The organism is Catenovulum sp. SX2 (genome assembly GCF_052056295.1).
GTDB lineage: Bacteria > Pseudomonadota > Gammaproteobacteria > Enterobacterales > Alteromonadaceae > Catenovulum.
On sequence record NZ_CP182493.1, the window covers coordinates 3,114,733 to 3,131,558 of the forward strand.

At 40.6% G+C, this 16,826-nt stretch carries 9 protein-coding genes; 4 read left to right on the forward strand and 5 right to left on the reverse strand.

Annotated elements, in window-relative coordinates; all coding sequences use genetic code 11:
* Nucleotides 1-2 precede the first annotated feature (2 nt).
* The 3 genes from ACMZOO_RS12980 to ACMZOO_RS12990 all read left to right on the forward strand — a co-directional run bounded on the left by ACMZOO_RS12980 (nt 3) and on the right by ACMZOO_RS12990 (nt 3,092).
* A complete protein-coding gene (locus tag ACMZOO_RS12980; RefSeq protein WP_440903760.1) occupies nt 3-785 on the forward strand; it encodes an SDR family NAD(P)-dependent oxidoreductase in 783 nt (260 codons plus the stop codon).
* Between the two features lie 35 nt (nt 786-820).
* Entirely contained in the window at nt 821-2,149 is a 1,329-nt protein-coding gene (gene fucP, locus ACMZOO_RS12985; RefSeq protein ID WP_440903761.1) for an L-fucose:H+ symporter permease, read from the forward strand.
* Nucleotides 2,150-2,243: 94 nt separating this feature from the next.
* Nucleotides 2,244-3,092 (forward strand): fumarylacetoacetate hydrolase family protein, encoded by an 849-nt coding sequence (locus ACMZOO_RS12990; protein ID WP_440903762.1) that lies wholly within the window; start codon nt 2,244-2,246, stop codon nt 3,090-3,092.
* A 75-nt stretch (nt 3,093-3,167) separates the two neighbouring features.
* Here ACMZOO_RS12990 and ACMZOO_RS12995 read toward each other — a convergent pair whose 3' ends face one another.
* From ACMZOO_RS12995 to ACMZOO_RS13015, 5 genes are all read right to left on the reverse strand, one after another.
* Nucleotides 3,168-7,391, reverse strand: coding sequence for an SNF2-related protein (locus ACMZOO_RS12995; protein ID WP_440903763.1), 4,224 nt, complete (start codon nt 7,389-7,391; stop codon nt 3,168-3,170).
* An 85-nt stretch (nt 7,392-7,476) separates the two neighbouring features.
* A complete protein-coding gene (locus ACMZOO_RS13000; RefSeq protein WP_440903764.1) occupies nt 7,477-9,588 on the reverse strand; it encodes a PocR ligand-binding domain-containing protein in 2,112 nt (703 codons plus the stop codon).
* 172 nt (nt 9,589-9,760) lie between these two features.
* A complete protein-coding gene (katG, locus tag ACMZOO_RS13005) occupies nt 9,761-11,977 on the reverse strand; it encodes a catalase/peroxidase HPI (RefSeq protein ID WP_440903765.1) in 2,217 nt (738 codons plus the stop codon).
* An 808-nt stretch (nt 11,978-12,785) separates the two neighbouring features.
* Complete coding sequence (locus ACMZOO_RS13010) at nt 12,786-13,904, reverse strand: anhydro-N-acetylmuramic acid kinase (RefSeq protein ID WP_440903766.1); 1,119 nt, start codon at nt 13,902-13,904, stop codon at nt 12,786-12,788.
* A 10-nt stretch (nt 13,905-13,914) separates the two neighbouring features.
* Complete coding sequence (locus tag ACMZOO_RS13015; RefSeq protein WP_440903767.1) at nt 13,915-15,315, reverse strand: peptidoglycan DD-metalloendopeptidase family protein; 1,401 nt, start codon at nt 15,313-15,315, stop codon at nt 13,915-13,917.
* A gap of 174 nt (nt 15,316-15,489) precedes the next feature.
* On the opposite strand from ACMZOO_RS13015, the gene tyrS reads away from it, so the two are divergent.
* Complete coding sequence (gene tyrS, locus ACMZOO_RS13020) at nt 15,490-16,686, forward strand: tyrosine--tRNA ligase (protein ID WP_440903768.1); 1,197 nt, start codon at nt 15,490-15,492, stop codon at nt 16,684-16,686.
* Nucleotides 16,687-16,826 lie beyond the last annotated feature (140 nt).

Below are 16,826 nucleotides of genomic sequence, written 5' to 3' on the forward strand. Positions count from 1 at the left end.
GAATGATGGCTGAACAAAGTTATACAGGCAAAACTATTGTGGTTACTGGCGGCGGTAGCGGCATAGGTAAAGAAACCTGCTTACAAATGGCAAAGTTAGGTGGCAAGCTGATCATTATGGATGTTGATGAGGCGAGCGCGGCTGCGGTACAACAACAAATAATCGAACAAGGTGGCCAAGCACAAAGCATTATTGTAGATATTTCTAATACCCAAGCGGTTAAAGATGCACTGCAACCCATATTGGCGCAAACAAGCATAGATGTGTTGGTTAATAACGCTGGCATAGCGCATATAGGCAATATCGAAAACACCGCAGAAGAAGATTTAGATCGCATCTATCAAGTGAATGTAAAAGGTGTTTATAACATGCTTGCTGCAATTATTCCTGCAATGAAAGAACAAAAATCTGGGGTGATTTTAAATTTAGCGTCAATCGCTTCAAGTGTTGGTATTAGCGACCGTTTTGCTTATTCAATGAGTAAAGGTGCGGTATTAACTATGACTTACTCAGTTGCGCGTGATTACATCGACTATGGTATTCGCTGTAACTGCATCTCTCCAGGCCGAGTACACACGCCATTTGTTGATAACTTTCTCGCAAAAAATTATCCAGACAAGCAAGCAGAAATGTTTGAAAAATTATCCAAATCACAACCTATTGGCCGCATGGCCGAGGTAGCGGAAATTGCGGCGTTAATTTGTTATTTATGCTCAGAGCAAGCTGCGTTTATAACCGGCAGCAATTTCCCAATTGATGGTGGATTTGTCACGCTGAATAACTAATCTGAACTCTGATTAATTTAAAAAAGGGTAGACCAATGGAAGCGATAGATAATTATAAAGAGCCGAGCACAGTCGGCGAAAAACTAGTCGCCAAAACAATATTGTTGCCGTTTATTTTGGTAACCAGCTGTTTTGTTTTGTGGGGATTTGCCAACGACATTACCAACCCTATGGTGGCAGCGTTTCAAAAAATATTTCTAACGGGCGCAACCGAAGCAACTTTAATTCAAGTTGCCTTTTATGGCGGATATGGCGCTATGGCTATACCGGCGGCTTTGTTTATTCGTCGGTTTAGTTACAAAGCGGGCATTTTAATGGGGTTAGCTTTGTATGCTATGGGTGGGCTGTTGTTTATTCCGGCCACTTCCATTGGCGAGTTTTATCCATTTTTATTGGCTTATTTTGTCATCACTTGTGGTTTGTCGTTTTTAGAAACAACAGCGAATCCGTACATTTTATCTATGGGTAGTGCGGCAACCGCGACACAAAGGCTGAACTTAGCCCAAGCCTTTAATCCAATGGGTTCACTGATAGGTATGTATACAGCTTCACAGTTTATTTTGGTTAATTTAGATGAAAGAACCAAGGCAGAACGGGCGCTATTACCGCTAGAAGAATTTAATACAGTTAAAACACATGATTTAGAAATTGTTAGCCAGCCTTACTTGTTTATTGCTTTGGTGATTGCGCTAATTTTTATCTTTATCGCGCTAGCCAAAATGCCAGAGCAGAAAAGTGAAAGTGAACACAAACCACTTAAAACCGTATTTGCCAACTTAATCAAATCAAGAAATTACACTCAAGGTGTTATCGCGCAAATGTTTTATGTTGGCGCGCAAATTATGTGTTGGACTTTTATTATCCATTACGGCACTGAAGTTTTTATGCAAGAAGGTATGTCTGAAAAACAAGCACAAATTCTATCGCAAGAATACAACATACTGGCCATGGTGCTGTTTTGCACTAGCCGCTTTATTTGCACTTATTTGCTTAAATTTATTCAACCGGGGTTGTTGTTACTGAGTTTAGCGATAGCAGGTGGTGCTTTTACCCTTGGCACAATAATCCTAGATGGCCGCATAGGTTTGTATTGTTTAGTGGCGATATCTGCTTGTATGTCGCTCATGTTTCCAACCATTTATGGTATTGCATTAAAAGGTTTACAGGGCGATGAAGCTAAGTTTGCCGCAGCCGGTTTAATTATGGCCATTGTTGGTGGCACCTTTTTACCTATGCTGCAAGCCAGTGTAATAGACAATTGGACTGGCACTATTGTTACTGCAGTACAGGCTTCTTTTACACTACCCGTTGTGTGTTTTGTCATTATTGCTGCTTATGGATACCAAACCATGAGAGCTAAATGAATATAAATTGCTGATTATCGCTATTTAGATTGATTTAGCTCTAAGCACAGCAACAGGCTGAAAATTAACAGCCGAATTGAAAAGAGAGTAAACAATGAAATTAATTAGATTTGGACAAGTTGGCGAAGAAAAAGCTGGTTTAGTAGATGATCAGGAGCAAATTCGTGATTGTTCAGCGCATGTTGAAGATTACGATAGAGCATTTTTTGATAATGCTGGTTTAGCAAAGTTAGCTCAGTTAGATATTAACAGTTTGCCTGTTGTTGCCGACGATGTGCGTATTGCTCCGCCAGTTGCACAGGTTGGCAAGTTTATTTGTGTAGGTTTAAATTATGCGGATCACGCAGCTGAATCTGGCATGGATGTGCCATCTGAGCCTGTATTGTTTATGAAAGCCACCTCGGCAGTTGTAGGGCCAAATGACACTGTGTTGTTGCCACCCAATTCTGAAAAAAGCGATTGGGAAGTAGAGTTAGGTATCATTATAGGTAAAGAAGCTCGCTATGTAGATGAAGCCGACGCTATGGACTATGTTGCAGGTTTTTGTGTGGTCAATGATTTATCAGAACGCGCTTATCAATTAGAGCAACAAGGGCAATGGTGTAAAGGTAAAGGTTGTGACACTTTTGGACCAATTGGCCCATATTTAGTGACGCCAGATGAAGTAGCTGACTACAACAATTTAAGCATTTGGTTAGAGCTAAATGGCGAAAAAGTCCAGAACGGTAATACCAATACCATGGTGTACCAAGTGCCATTTTTAGTGCACTACATTAGCCAATTTATGAGTTTGCAACCGGGTGATGTAATTAGTACTGGTACACCACCGGGCGTAGGTTTAGGAATGAATCCACCGCGTTACTTAAAAGAAGGTGATGTAATGCGTTTGGGCATTGATGGCCTGGGCATTCAACAGCAAATCACTAAAAGATATCAAAAGTAATAGCTGAGCTCGTGATTAGGCTCCTAGTGTTAGGAGCCATTACCAATTTTCTTTTATATCCAAGTTAACTATGCTTTAAAACGTTTGTTTGAGCATGACTAACATATCTTCAACTGATAACGGCATAGCTTGTTCATTGCCTGCCAATAACTTATCCGCTAAGTCGCGTTTGTTTTGATGCAGGGCGACAATTTTTTCTTCAATGGTGTTTTTAGCAATTAATCGGTAGATAGTCACAGGCCTTTGTTGGCCTAATCTATGTGCGCGGTCGGATGCTTGTTCTTCAACTGCTGGGTTCCACCAAGGGTCCATATGAATAACATAATCAGCCGCAGTTAAATTTAACCCTGAGCCACCAGCTTTTAGGCTAATTAAAAACACGTCACCTTCGCCGTTTTGAAAGTTATTTACCGCTTGTTGGCGTTGTTTTTGTGGTGTCGAACCATCTAAATATTGGTAACTTAAACCCTTGTTTTCAATGTGCTGTTTAATTAGCTGCAAATGGCCAACAAACTGGCTGAATATCAGCGCTTTATGTTTGTTTTGTTTAAGTTCATCTAACAATTCATCTAATGCAGCTAGTTTAGCACTTGGAATCGTACTTTCAGCCATCACAAGTTTTGGGTTGCAGCAGGCTTGGCGCAGTTTAGTTAATTCGGCGAGCATTTTTATTCTGTGTTCACCAGCGTTGCTGTTCAGCGATGCTTGGCTGATATTATCAATTGCGGTTAAGCGCAGCGCTTCATAAAAGTTTTGTTCATCGCTGGAAAGTTCAACGGCCACATTAATGTCGGTACGTGGTGGTAGTTCAGTCAAAACTTGGTTTTTCATCCGGCGTAAAATAAATGGCGCAATTAAGGTTTTTAAACTTTGCCTTGCTTTATGCGCTGCTAGTTTATCTTCTTTCGCATTGGCGATTGGCTGAATAAACCTGCGGCCAAATTCTTTTAAATTACCGAGCAAACCTGGGTTTACAAACTTAAATAAACTCCAAAGTTCAGTTAAGTCATTTTCAATTGGTGTACCTGTGGTGATCATTTTAAATTGGGCTTTTAACTGAAAAGCCGCTTTGCTGCGTTTTGCTAGCGGGTTTTTTAACGCTTGCGCTTCGTCCGCCACTATAGTTTGCCAATTAATTGCCGCAAGTTTGTCACTTTCGCGCTGTAATAAGCCATAACTGATAATCACTAAATCAAATTCAGCTAAATTGTTTAACAACTCAGTTCTTTGTTCGTCACCTGAATGATCAGCAAATAATTTAACCTTAAGCGTAGGAGCAAACTTAGCCACTTCTTGTTGCCAGTTAAAACATACAGAAGTTGGCGCAATGACTAAACTTGGCCCAACAGATGCGCGAGACAATAACACAGCTAAAGCTTGCAGAGTTTTACCTAAACCCATGTCATCGGCTAAACAAGCACCTGCGCCCCAATGGGCTAAGCGGCTCGCCCAATCAAAACCTGTTAGTTGATAGTCCCGCAATTCAGCTTGTAAGGTGCTTGGCACTTGAGGCTCAATTTTATTCGCCTGATACATTTTCTCAGTTTGGGTTTCCCACGCATGCAAGGTTTTTAAACGCATACCTTGGGTGGCTTCAGCCACTTGTAAACTGGCGAGAGCGTGGAATTTGCCATCGTCTGTGCTGTGCGCCAAAGTTTGCACGCGGCGGCGTAAGTCATCTGACAATACCAATACTTGCTCTTGGTCTAATTCGATAAAACGTCCATTACTTGAGCTGACTAATTGCAGTAGTTTTTTCAGTTCAATAACTTGTTCGTCATTTACTTTTAGCTCGCCCGCTATTTCAAACCATTCATTCTTTTTATTGACTGCCAGTTGCATATGTTCGCTGGTTAGTTGTTGGCTTAAGTTTAGTTTTTTACCTTTTGGCCAGCGCAGTTTTATCGGCAAATCAGCAAGTGGTTGTTTCACCAAGTGCTCAAGCTGCTCAAGTGTTGCTAGTGCATCTTGCGGTTCAGCTAGCATTAATTTGGTATCGGCCATGGCTAAAAAGCTTGAACAAGCTTGGTCTAATTTATCCAATAACTCTTGTTCGCGAATTAAATCACGTTGAGTCGCTATGCGTTTGCCGTTTATTTCTGTGGTGATATTGGCACTGCCAACCGCAGGTTGTAGGGCTGGGCCATCTTCGCCAAAAGGCATGATCACACAATCAAACTCTAAACCTTGTTGGAAAGGTTGAATATTAATAACCAAGTGTTTGTCACAGTCAAAACTGCTTAACCCTGTATTCAGTTCAGTTAAATCCGATTGAATATTGAGTAGCGGTGCAATTGCGCGAATACTGGTAAGCACTTTTTCTTTGGCTTTGACTGGAATTAACAAACCACCTTCACCAATTATTTCAGCAACTTGCAGATGAGTTGGGCTAAATACAGTTAAACAATAGACTTCGGGTTTTATTTGTTTAAGCGAAAAAGCTTTGTTTTTATCACCATTAAATTGTGGCAAATCGGCAATACTTAAACAAAGCTGGTCGTCTTGCTGGCTAATTAATAACTCTGGCTCTTTTTGTTCAAGTTCAATTGGTGCGGATAAATCATCGGCTAAATAAATATTTTCAGCGCCAACAGCTGCAACAAGTGCATCTAAACCTTCTAGTTCAAATTGCACTGTGCCGTATCTATTCCAGGTATCGTATGCTTGAATTTTCTGGCAAATTTGCAAATCTTGCTCAGTTAAATACGAGTAAGCTTCAGGTGTTTCAGCGAGTTTTTTTAACGCAACTGCGCGGCCTTTGCTCCAGCCACTTTTATTGAGTTTTTGTTCACGCGGTTTTAGCTCAACCTGATAACGCGATATATGCAGCTCCCAAATAAGTCGCGCTTCATTGTTCGATTTATTCTCAGTGTTTGTTTGCTCGCTGGTTTGTTTGCCTGCTAACGCTTGGAGTTTTTCTAGTGCAATATCCCACTGGGCTTTGGGTTTAACTGCATCGGGGAAAAAGTACAAGTCGTTGCTGTTTGGTGTGCTTAGCAACTGCTCGGCAAGTTGGCTAAATAAGCAAAAACCACTGTGGCTAAAAAAGTTGTTGGCATCTTGAATGCTTTTTAATTCAAAACGATTCATTTCGCCGTTAACCCAACAGCGCAATAATAAGTCGATAATTTTTGCTAGATGATAAAACCCTGGGTGCAAGTCAAGCAAGTTGCTCATTGCCGCAGCACTATTTTGATATGCAGTTGCATTGGACAAAGCAAATATGCCGGGTTGCAAACAAGCGGATAAATCAGCTGGTAATGGCTGGCGCTTTTTATCAGTTTGTTCAAACTTAATTTGTTCAAGCGCAGTGCCAAAATAATCAGCCGATTGTTGGTTGGCCAATATGGTTAAACACAGCTTATAAAACACGCCAAAAATGCCGGCTAAATACTGATTTTTACGGCGGCTAAATTTGTTTTTCGCTCTAATCGCTTGGCTAAATAAAGCTTCTGCTTGGACAAAATCACCGGTTAAAAAGGCCAAGCTGGCATTTATTTGTAAAGCATAACAGCTAGTGTCATCGGCATTTATCAACTTAGCTACTTGCTCTAATTGACCTTGATATAAATAATGTTCGGCCAATAAATAGCACAAGTTTTGATTGTGCGGATTATGCTGTAAAACCTGCTCAGCCAAGCTGATAGGGTAGTTTAGCGCAAAACCATGTTGTAAATGGCTATCAAACAAAGTAGCAAATGCTTGGTATTGAATGTCATCCGCCAACGCGAGTATTTTGTCTAACTCAAACGGAATAAATAGCAGCTCAATTAACACTTGATTCAGCGAATAATCGACTTCTTGTGGGTTGGCATTAAAGTCTAAAATTTTACTGACATTGGCAATTTCGCCTAGATAGAAAAAATCGCGCACTAACCTTTGTTGGTCTTTTAGTACAGGTTGCCAAGCAAAAGGATTAACCACAGGCACAACTTGCTCGGCTAAAGTAATCAGCTGGTGAAACAGGTTTTGCTGAATGCATTCGGCCATTAACTTGCCGCACAACAACCTATTTAAAATCACCCCATCTGGCTGTACTTGTAGCAATTTTTGTTCAACTAGAAACTTTTTTTCTTCGGCGTTAATACCAGTCAGCTTTTTATCCAAATTGAACGCATTATATGCAGACGCGAGTTTAATCAACTCTGCGATTTTAGTTTGGCCAATTGGTTTGTGCACAATCACAAATAATTTTAGGATGCACTGAAGCTTAAGCGGTAGCTCTAGATAGGTTTGATAAAGCGCTTCGATTTCATTTGTTGTATTGGCTGAAATGGCAATTGGATGGCTGATTTGCATTAAGGTTACGGTCTGAAAATTTGTTATGCAAACTAGCAAATTTGGCTAAATAGCTCAACGGCAAAGCACAAAAGTACTGCAAATATTAAGTCTTTGCAGTTAAATGGCTATAGGTGGAAAGTACACAATATAATTCGGAGAGTTCAATCGGTTTACCTACGTATTGATCGAAACCCGTTTGTTTATAAACTTCTACATCTTCAGACATTACATTAGCCGTTAGCGCTATTATAGGTATCTCTTTGTTTTGTGATTTTATCTGAATACATGCTTGTACGCCGTCCATATTGGGCATTTGAATATCCATTAAAATTAACTCTGGTTGTAGACGTTTAAACTCATTCACTGCAATTAATCCATCCGCGGCAAAGTGGCAGATGGCTTTGGTTGGTTTAAGCATACATTCAATAACTGATTGGTTTATTTCATTATCTTCGGCTATTAAAATATGTTTACCAGCAAGATTTGGTGGTTTGACATCAATAATATGTGACGCAGACAACTGCGACGCATCGGCTTTGGCTAATGGCAGTTCAATGCTGAACTGACTTCCCACACCTAGCTGGCTTTTTACGCTGATTTTGCCATTCATCATGTCGACAAGGTTTTTACTAATTGCCATACCCAAACCTGTGCCGCCATACTGGCGAGTGGTGGAGCTGTCGGCTTGTTCAAAGCGGGCAAAAAGTGCGGCTAAACCTTTTTTATCCATACCTATACCCGTGTCTTTAATCTCTATCTTAACAGCATAAGTATCGGCTTTTTTAATCTGCTTGAGTGATATGGTTACACTACCTTGTTGAGTAAATTTAACCGCATTAGAGGTTAAATTTAAGATAATTTGTCGAATACGTACAGGATCGCCAATCCAACCATCTTCGAAATTTTTGTCTACTTTTAGATGCAGAGAGATATTTTTTGCGCTAGCAACTGGGTTTAAATCTGAACAAATAGAGCTGACAACTTGTTCAATTAAAATCGGCACTTCTTCAAGCTCTAGTTTTTGCGCCTCGATTTTTGAGTAGTCTAGTATGTCGTTAATTATGGTTAACAATGAGCGTGCAGAGTAGAGAGCTTGGTCTACCAATATTTGTTCACTACCTAATGACTTGGTCATTTGTAAGGTTTGCAGCGTGCCAAATATCGCATTCATTGGTGTACGAATTTCATGACTCATGTTGGCTAAAAAGTCGCTTTTTGCCCGGTTAGCATATTCAGCTTTAGCTTTGGCTTCACGCAGGTTTAACTCGATTTCTTTTATTTCTGAAATATCCTGCACTATAGTCCAAATGGTTTTTTCGCCACTTTCTTCTCGGGTTAAAATGCCATGCAACATCACCACTTTACTATCCGCTTTATCTATATCTAGTTGCAGTTCAAATGGGCCAAAGAAATTGGTTTTTTTTAATAACGCAAATTGTTGTTGTAATTGTTGCTGGTTAATTTGGGTTAAATAGGGACTGAGGTCTTGTCCGGTTAGTGTGTCTTTATGCACCCCGAGTAGTTTGGCAAATTGTTCATTGACTAAAATAAATTTGCCATTGCGAGCATTCATTTTAAATACACCAACTGGCGCTATTTCGATAAAGTCGGCAAACGAGTTGGTCAAACTTTGGTTGTACGCCAAAACTTGCTGATTTAGCCTTTCCATTAAAATGGCGTTAGCGCCCATTTCCGCTATGGTTTGCGCCAATGTTGAAAGAAAATCGAAGTGTGCTTTAATTTTTTCTTCTGAATACACAGGCACTCGTTGGATAGCATCTATATACGCTTCTTCATCAAAACCTAAATTTTTTGCGCGTTGGCGAAAGTGCTCAATATCCGGTGTTTCAAAGAAAAACTGCCCTGTAAACAAATTGGCGACATGCTGATCAGCTATTTTTACAGGCGTCGCAACATCAACTAAGCCATTTTTACAACGGTAAACATTATAGGTATCACCTGCGGCTAATTGGCCTGCAAGTATGGTGTCGCTTTCTAAACAATTTGCACAGGTTGTGGCGTTTTGACGATGGAATTTGGTACATGAATCTTGCCAGTTGGTTGCAATCAGCACATTGCCTTCTAAGTCGAGCAATGCTGTGACCATACCTGTGGCGAGCGAGTATTTTTCTAACAGCGTTGTTAGTTGCTCTATGTCTATCAAATCCTTGATGAAATACTGCGGAGCTATCAGCAAATTAGGATCGTATTTCATTTAGGTTGCGTTCGAGTTTTATTGGATGTGTGATTAATTAAAGATAGCTTATCAATGTTATTTCAGCCACTTTGCATGGCACTCTTTTTGGTCTGACCATTGGGGATTGGTACACAATAAAAAAGGGCTGCCGAAGCAGCCCAAAAACCTCAAGGTATATGAGAGACAGAGGTTATTTTTTCAAATCGAATCTATCGTTGGTCATTACTTTTGTCCAAGCGTTAACAAAGTCTTGAACAAATTTGTTTTTAGCATCTTCAGATGCATAAACTTCAGCAATGGCACGTAATTCAGAATTTGAACCGAAAATTAAGTCAACTGGCGTTGCCGTCCACTTTAATTTGCCTGTTTGGCGATCACGACCTTCGTAAACACCAGCATCTTTATCTGACTTGCTCCACTTAGTAGACATATCTAATAAGTTTACAAAGAAGTCGTTGGTTAAAGTGCCAGGTTTAGCTGTGAATACACCATGTTGGCTTTGTTCAAAGTTAGCGTTTAATACACGCATACCACCTAATAAAGCTGTCATTTCAGGTACAGATAAATCAAGTAAATCTGCACGCTCAACTAACATTTCAGTTGGCCCTTTGTAGTTACCACCGACAAAGTAGTTACGGAAGCCGTCTGCTTTTGGCTCAAGGTAGCTGAATGATTGAACATCAGTCATATCTTGCGAAGCATCCATACGACCTGGCTTAAATGGTACTTCAATTGAATATCCAGCATCTTTCGCTGATTGTTCAATTGCCGCTGCACCCGCTAATACTATAGTGTCAGCTAAAGAAATCTTTTTGCCACTACGTGTTTTGCGGTTGAACTGCTGTTGAATTTTCTCTAGTTTGTTTAAAACTTTCGCCAATTCTTTTGGATTGTTCACTGCCCAATCTTTTTGTGGCGCTAAAGCAACACGTGCACCATTTGCACCACCACGCATATCTGTACCACGGTAACTTGCAGCAGACGCCCAAGCAACACGAACTAACTCAGATACAGTTAAACCAGAATCTAAAATTTCAGCTTTAAGACGTTTAACGTCTTTTGCGTCAACTAACTTGTGGTCAACTTCTGGGATGTAGTCTTGCCACTTTAGTACTTCTTGTGGAATTTCTTTACCCAAATAACGTGCACGCGGACCTAAATCTCTGTGGTTTAATTTGAACCAAGCTTTAGCAAAAGCAAGTTCGTATTTTTTCGGATCTTTGTGGAAGCTCTCTGCAATTTTACGGAATGCAGGATCTTCTTTTAATGCCAAGTCAGTGGTAAACATGATGGGTGCATGACGCTTACCAGGAATATGTGCATCAGGTACTAAATTGGCTGCTGCTTTATTATCTGGGATCCATTGGATTGCACCAGCAGGGCTGCGAGTTTGTACCCAGTTAAAACCAAATAAGTTATCTAAATAGTTAGATGTCCATTGAGTTGGTGAAACTGTCCAAGCACCTTCTAAACCACTGGTAATAGTGTCTTCAGAATGGCCTTTACCACATTTATTTTTCCAACCAAAACCTTGTTCTTCAATTGCCGCTGCTGCTGGCTCTTTACCAGTACAATCAGAAGGTTTTTTCGCACCATGTGCTTTACCAAAAGTGTGACCACCAGCAATTAACGCAACGATTTCTTCGTCATTCATCGCCATACGGCCAAATGACATACGAATATCTTGTGCTGCTAATAGTGGGTCTGGGTTGCCATGTGGGCCTTCAGGATTTACGTATATCAAACCCATTTCAACTGCCGCTAATGGACCTTTTAAGCCACCTTTGCCGTCACGACGCTCGTCTTTTAACATAGCTTTTTCAGGACCCCAATAAACGTGATCTGGTTCCCAATCGTCTTCACGACCACCAGCAAAACCGAAAGTAGTAAAGCCCATGTCTTCTAAAGATACGTTACCGGTTAAAGCCATTAAATCAGCCCATGAAATATCACGGCCGTATTTTTGTTTGATAGGCCATAATAAACGACGTGCTTTGTCTAAGTTGGCATTGTCTGGCCAGCTGTTTAGTGGATCGAAACGCATTTGACCACCGCCAGAACCACCGCGGCCGTCATGTACGCGGTATGTACCCGCTGCGTGCCATGCCATACGAATAAAGAATGGCCCGTAATGACCATAATCGGCTGGCCACCAATCTTGTGAAGTGGTTAAAACTTTTCGGATATCTGCTTTTACTGCGTCTAAATCTAGTGCTTCGAATGCTTCTGCATAGTTGAAATTGTCGCCGTATGGATTTGATTCCACGCCGTGTGCGCGAAGTTGGGTAAGGTCTAATTGCTCCGGCCACCAGAATTTATTTGTTTTGGTGTCTGTACCTGCCATTGCTGTTGCTGATGAAACAGCAAATGCAACCGCAGTCATTATCGGAAGTGCTTTTTTTAACATGAGTTAATCCTTCTAGTCTGTTGTGTTGTGGAAACTTTTTACAGTATAAGTCGGAGGTTGCACTAAGATGGAGCGGGAAAAACAGATTGGATTAATCGGATTTTTTGAAGTGCGTTTTGGAATTATAGATTAAGAGCAAGTGTAGAAAAGTTGCTGCAAGTTTTGTGCATTATGCCCACGATCGCTGCAGCTAAAGTGCCATTGAAGGTCAAGCTGGTTGAAATATTTTTTGCAAAATCGCTGCAAGGCCATCCATGGCCCGCTCTCAAACGGTATCCCTACCGATTGGAAGTTTTGCAAAAAACACTCTCAACCATCTTTCCTTGGCAATTTTTTCGCTGAGATGTTGCTGTTATGCGCAGTAGAGCTAAATCAATATAAATAGCTTTTAGCCCAGCCTTTCAGGAGCCTCGCAGACAGCCCACTTCTGTGTTGTATCATTTTGAAAGGTGACTACATTCCTGCAGTGATACGCCTTGAATTGAACTGTCTGTGATGGCTCTGATACTTGCAATTTATATTGATTTAGCTCTAAAACGCTTTAAGTACGTAAGAAAAGGTAGTTAACCTGAGATTGGGTTAGTTAGGGTGAAAGAAGCGTTAAAGGTGCTAAGAAGGTGGATAGGGTGTTGCGAACAAAACTTCACAAAATAGGTATATTTTGTGAGAGCGCTTCAGGGATGAACTCGCAGCGTTTTTGGTCGGAATATCCTATTTACCTTCGGTCTTTGCCACCACATCCCAAGCGCTGCAACTAAGGCTTTTTAAACACATGTACTTTTGTTTGGTTATAGAGCTAAGCAATGCATTAAGCAGGATACAAACACCCAAGCACTTTTGGTTTTTTTGCACCAGTTAAAGCTGGAATATTCGCCGCTAAACGCTCAACAAAACAAAATGCTAACCAAGCAAAACACTGCGACTCAACCCAATCAGGATCAACCCCTTTTTCAGCAGAGCTCGCTACAGTAAAATCGCTACCAGCATAAAAACTCAAACGCTGCATCAACAAACTATTGTGTGCACCACCACCACATATCCAAATATCCGCTTGGTCAAAATAATTTTTGACAGCCTTGATAATGGTCACAGCGGTTAAATCAACCAAAGTAGCTTGAACATCTTGCGCAGAAATATCAGTAGAAAATTGCGCTAACTTAGTTTGCAGCCAAGCTAAATGAAAATACTCGCGACCAGTGCTTTTAGGCGCTGACCGGCTAAAATAATCATCATTTAATAACAAAGTCAGTAAGTGGTCATTTACCACGCCTGATTTAGCCCATAAGCCATCGTTATCAAAACTCACTTGCTGATGGTTAAAAATCCAATCATTTAATAACGCATTGCCGGGGCCTGTATCAAAACCTGCAAGCACGTTGCCACTTTGAGCAATCGCGGTAATATTGGCAATGCCACCAATATTAACTATCGCTTGATTGTTTTGGCCGCTGGTAAAAATACGTTGATGAAAAGCAGGCACTAAAGGGGCACCTTGGCCGCCTGCGGCAATGTCCGCACTGCGAAAATCACCAATTACATCAATACCAGTTAACTCGGCCAATAACGCATGATTACCAATTTGCACAGTAAAAGCAGGGTTCAAATCAACACAATGGCGAATGGTTTGCCCGTGGTTACCAATAGCGACAATTTGTTCGGCTTGAATATTTTGTTGCTGGAGTAGCTCGTTTACTGCTTGAGCATATAAGTGGCTGAGTTGTTGGCTAATAACTCCAACTTTTTCTACTTCATTGTCGCCACTTTGATACAAACTGCGAATTGTATTGGCAAAGTTATCAGGGAAGGGTAAATAATAATGAGCAAGAGGATTAATTGAGTGTTGGCCGTTATTCTGGCTAATGTCGACTAAGCTGGCATCAACACCATCAGCGCTGGTGCCAGACATTAAGCCAATAAACAAAGGCATATATCATCCATTAATTTGCGGCTAACAAAACGTTTTTATTGGTTTGCAATAACGACATCATGTTAGTTGCTATTGCCATAAACTCTTGTTTTTCGTTCGACTCAATTGGCAAAGCTTTAGGTAACTTGACTGTTTTTGGGTTTCTATGCACACCATTTACTAAAAATTCATAGTGTAAATGTGCGCCTGTCACTCGGCCTGTTGCTCCAACTGTACCAATTTTTTGATTTTGTTTAACTTTAGCACCTGTGCGAACATATCTTTTATGTAAGTGCAGATATTTAGTCACGTATTCTTTGCCATGCTGAATAAATACATAGTTACCATTTAAGCTGTTGTAGCCAGATTTAATTACTTTACCATCACCAGCGGCCACAACCGGAGTGCCGGTGCGAGCTGCGTAATCTATCCCTCTGTGCGGAGCGACATTGCCTGTTACTGGATGTAAGCGACGAGGGTTAAAGCTAGAGCTAATATATTTAAAGTTAACTGGTGCGCGCAAAAACGCTTTGCGCATGCTGTTACCTTCTGGTGTGTAATAGTTGCCGTCGCTATGGCGAATAGCAGTAAATGCATCCCCTTGGTTAACAAACTCGGCGGCTAAAATATTGCCATAACCAGCGTGTTCACCTTCAACTAATAATTCTTCATAGACAACGGTAAAACTGTCACCTTCACGAATATCTAAGGCAAAATCGACATCCCAGCCAAAAATGTTGGCAAGGTTCATAATTTGTGTGTCGTTTAAACCAGCTTGAACACCCGCATTCCAAAAGTTACTTTTAATGATAGCTGCGGCAAATGCGTGTTTTGTATCAACTGCACGAGTAACTTGTTGGGCGAAATAACCATTTTCTACTGGGGTGATTTCGATAAATTCAAATTTAGATAAGGGGTACATTAAACGATCAAACTTATCGTCTAAAAAGCCTAATTCAATGCTTTGTCCAGGACGCAATTTATTGATCAGCGTATTGGCTGCTGGGCCACTTTGGCTGACCTGTAATAAAGTTTTGGCAGATATTTTGTTACGCTCGAAGATTTTCGCTAAATTATCGTTCTTTTCAACTTTAACTGTGCGCCATTCTATTTTGGCATTGCTCTCAACTTCTTGCTCAATTACATCGGCTACTTGAGTACTTTCAACTCTGCTGTCTAATACTTGATTAATTTCGCTTGTGTCAGTAGGAGAATCTTGGCTGTTTTCAACCGAGGAGGGAACAACTTCAAGTGTAGATAAATCGTATCTAACACCGGGTTTTAAACTGGTCGTGCTGGCGTCATTTTGTTTGGAGGCGCTGGCGTCTTCTAGTGGCAACCATAACGCTATCACCATAACTAAACTAATAAAGCCTATATAAACTTTATGTAATGTTGGAAAGTCGCTCCAAAAACGTGTCAAGCCACGCATTACTTCTTAACCTCTGTCACTAAAACAAGCGAAGAATATAATGAATTTGCTCGTTTTACCAGCATCCAAGCTTTAAATTCATTGAATTGACGGATAAAATGTCGGACTTTTACGCTGGATTGTCAACTTATCGGCACAGCACTGTTAACAGAATTCTAAGATAGTAGGTAAATCATGGCCGACATTCAGGCAGCACTAGCAGAAATTAAGCGCGGTGCAGAAGAGATTTTGGTAGAAGAAGAGCTAATTGAAAAGCTTAAATCAGGTAAACCATTAAAAATTAAAGCGGGTTTTGATCCAACAGCACCTGATTTGCATTTAGGTCACACTGTACTTATTAACAAAATGCGTGCTTTCCAACAATTAGGCCATGAGGTAATTTTCTTAATTGGTGATTTTACTGGTTTAATTGGCGATCCTACTGGCAAAAACGTTACGCGTAAGCCGCTAACCAAAGAGCAAGTACTTGCTAACGCTGAAACTTATAAAGAGCAAGTGTTTAAGATTTTAGATCCGGCAAAAACGCGTGTTGAGTTTAATTCTAAATGGATGAACGAGTTAGGTGCTGCAGGTATGATTAAACTTGCAGCGCGTCAAACCGTTGCGCGTATGTTAGAGCGTGATGATTTTAAAAAGCGTTACACTGGCGGCCAGCCAATTGCGATTCATGAATTTTTATACCCTCTGGTACAAGGTTGGGACTCAGTTGCATTAGAGTCTGATGTTGAGTTAGGTGGTACTGACCAAAAATTCAATTTGTTAATGGGCCGCGAGTTACAAAAAGAAGAAGGTCAAAAACCACAAACTGTGTTGATGATGCCTTTATTAGAAGGTTTAGACGGTGTACAAAAAATGTCTAAATCTTTGAATAACTATATTGGTATTACCGATGCACCAAACGATATGTTTGGTAAAGTTATGTCTATTTCTGATGATTTGATGTGGCGTTATTTTGATTTATTAAGCTTCCGTCCAATTGAAGAAATTGCTCAGCTGAAAGTTGATGTTGAAAACGGCAAAAACCCGCGAGACGTTAAAATTGAATTAGCGAAAGAGTTAATTGCTCGTTTCCACGATGACGCTGCGGCGCAAGGTGCAGAGCAAGATTTTATTCAGCGTTTCCAAAAAAATGCCATTCCGGATGATATTGACGAAGTAACTGTAACTACTGGTGAAGCTCAAGGTATTGCGAACTTGCTTAAAGAAGCTGGTTTGGTTGCAAGTACCAGTGAAGCTATGCGTATGATTAAGCAGGGCGCTGTTAAAATTGATGGCGAAAAAGTTGCTGATAATAAGTTGCAAATTGAGGTTGGTAGCGAAGCTGTTTATCAAGTTGGTAAACGTAAATTTGCTAAAATTTCATTAGTTTAGTTATTGTTGCTGCAAGTATCGTGGCATGGAAGGTCAAGCTGGTTGCGAGATGTTTCTCAAAACCGCTGAAATTCTGTGCTATAAATGCGAAGCTTAATGGAATATTGTTCGCAAAAACGCTTCGAGCCCATCCCTGGGCC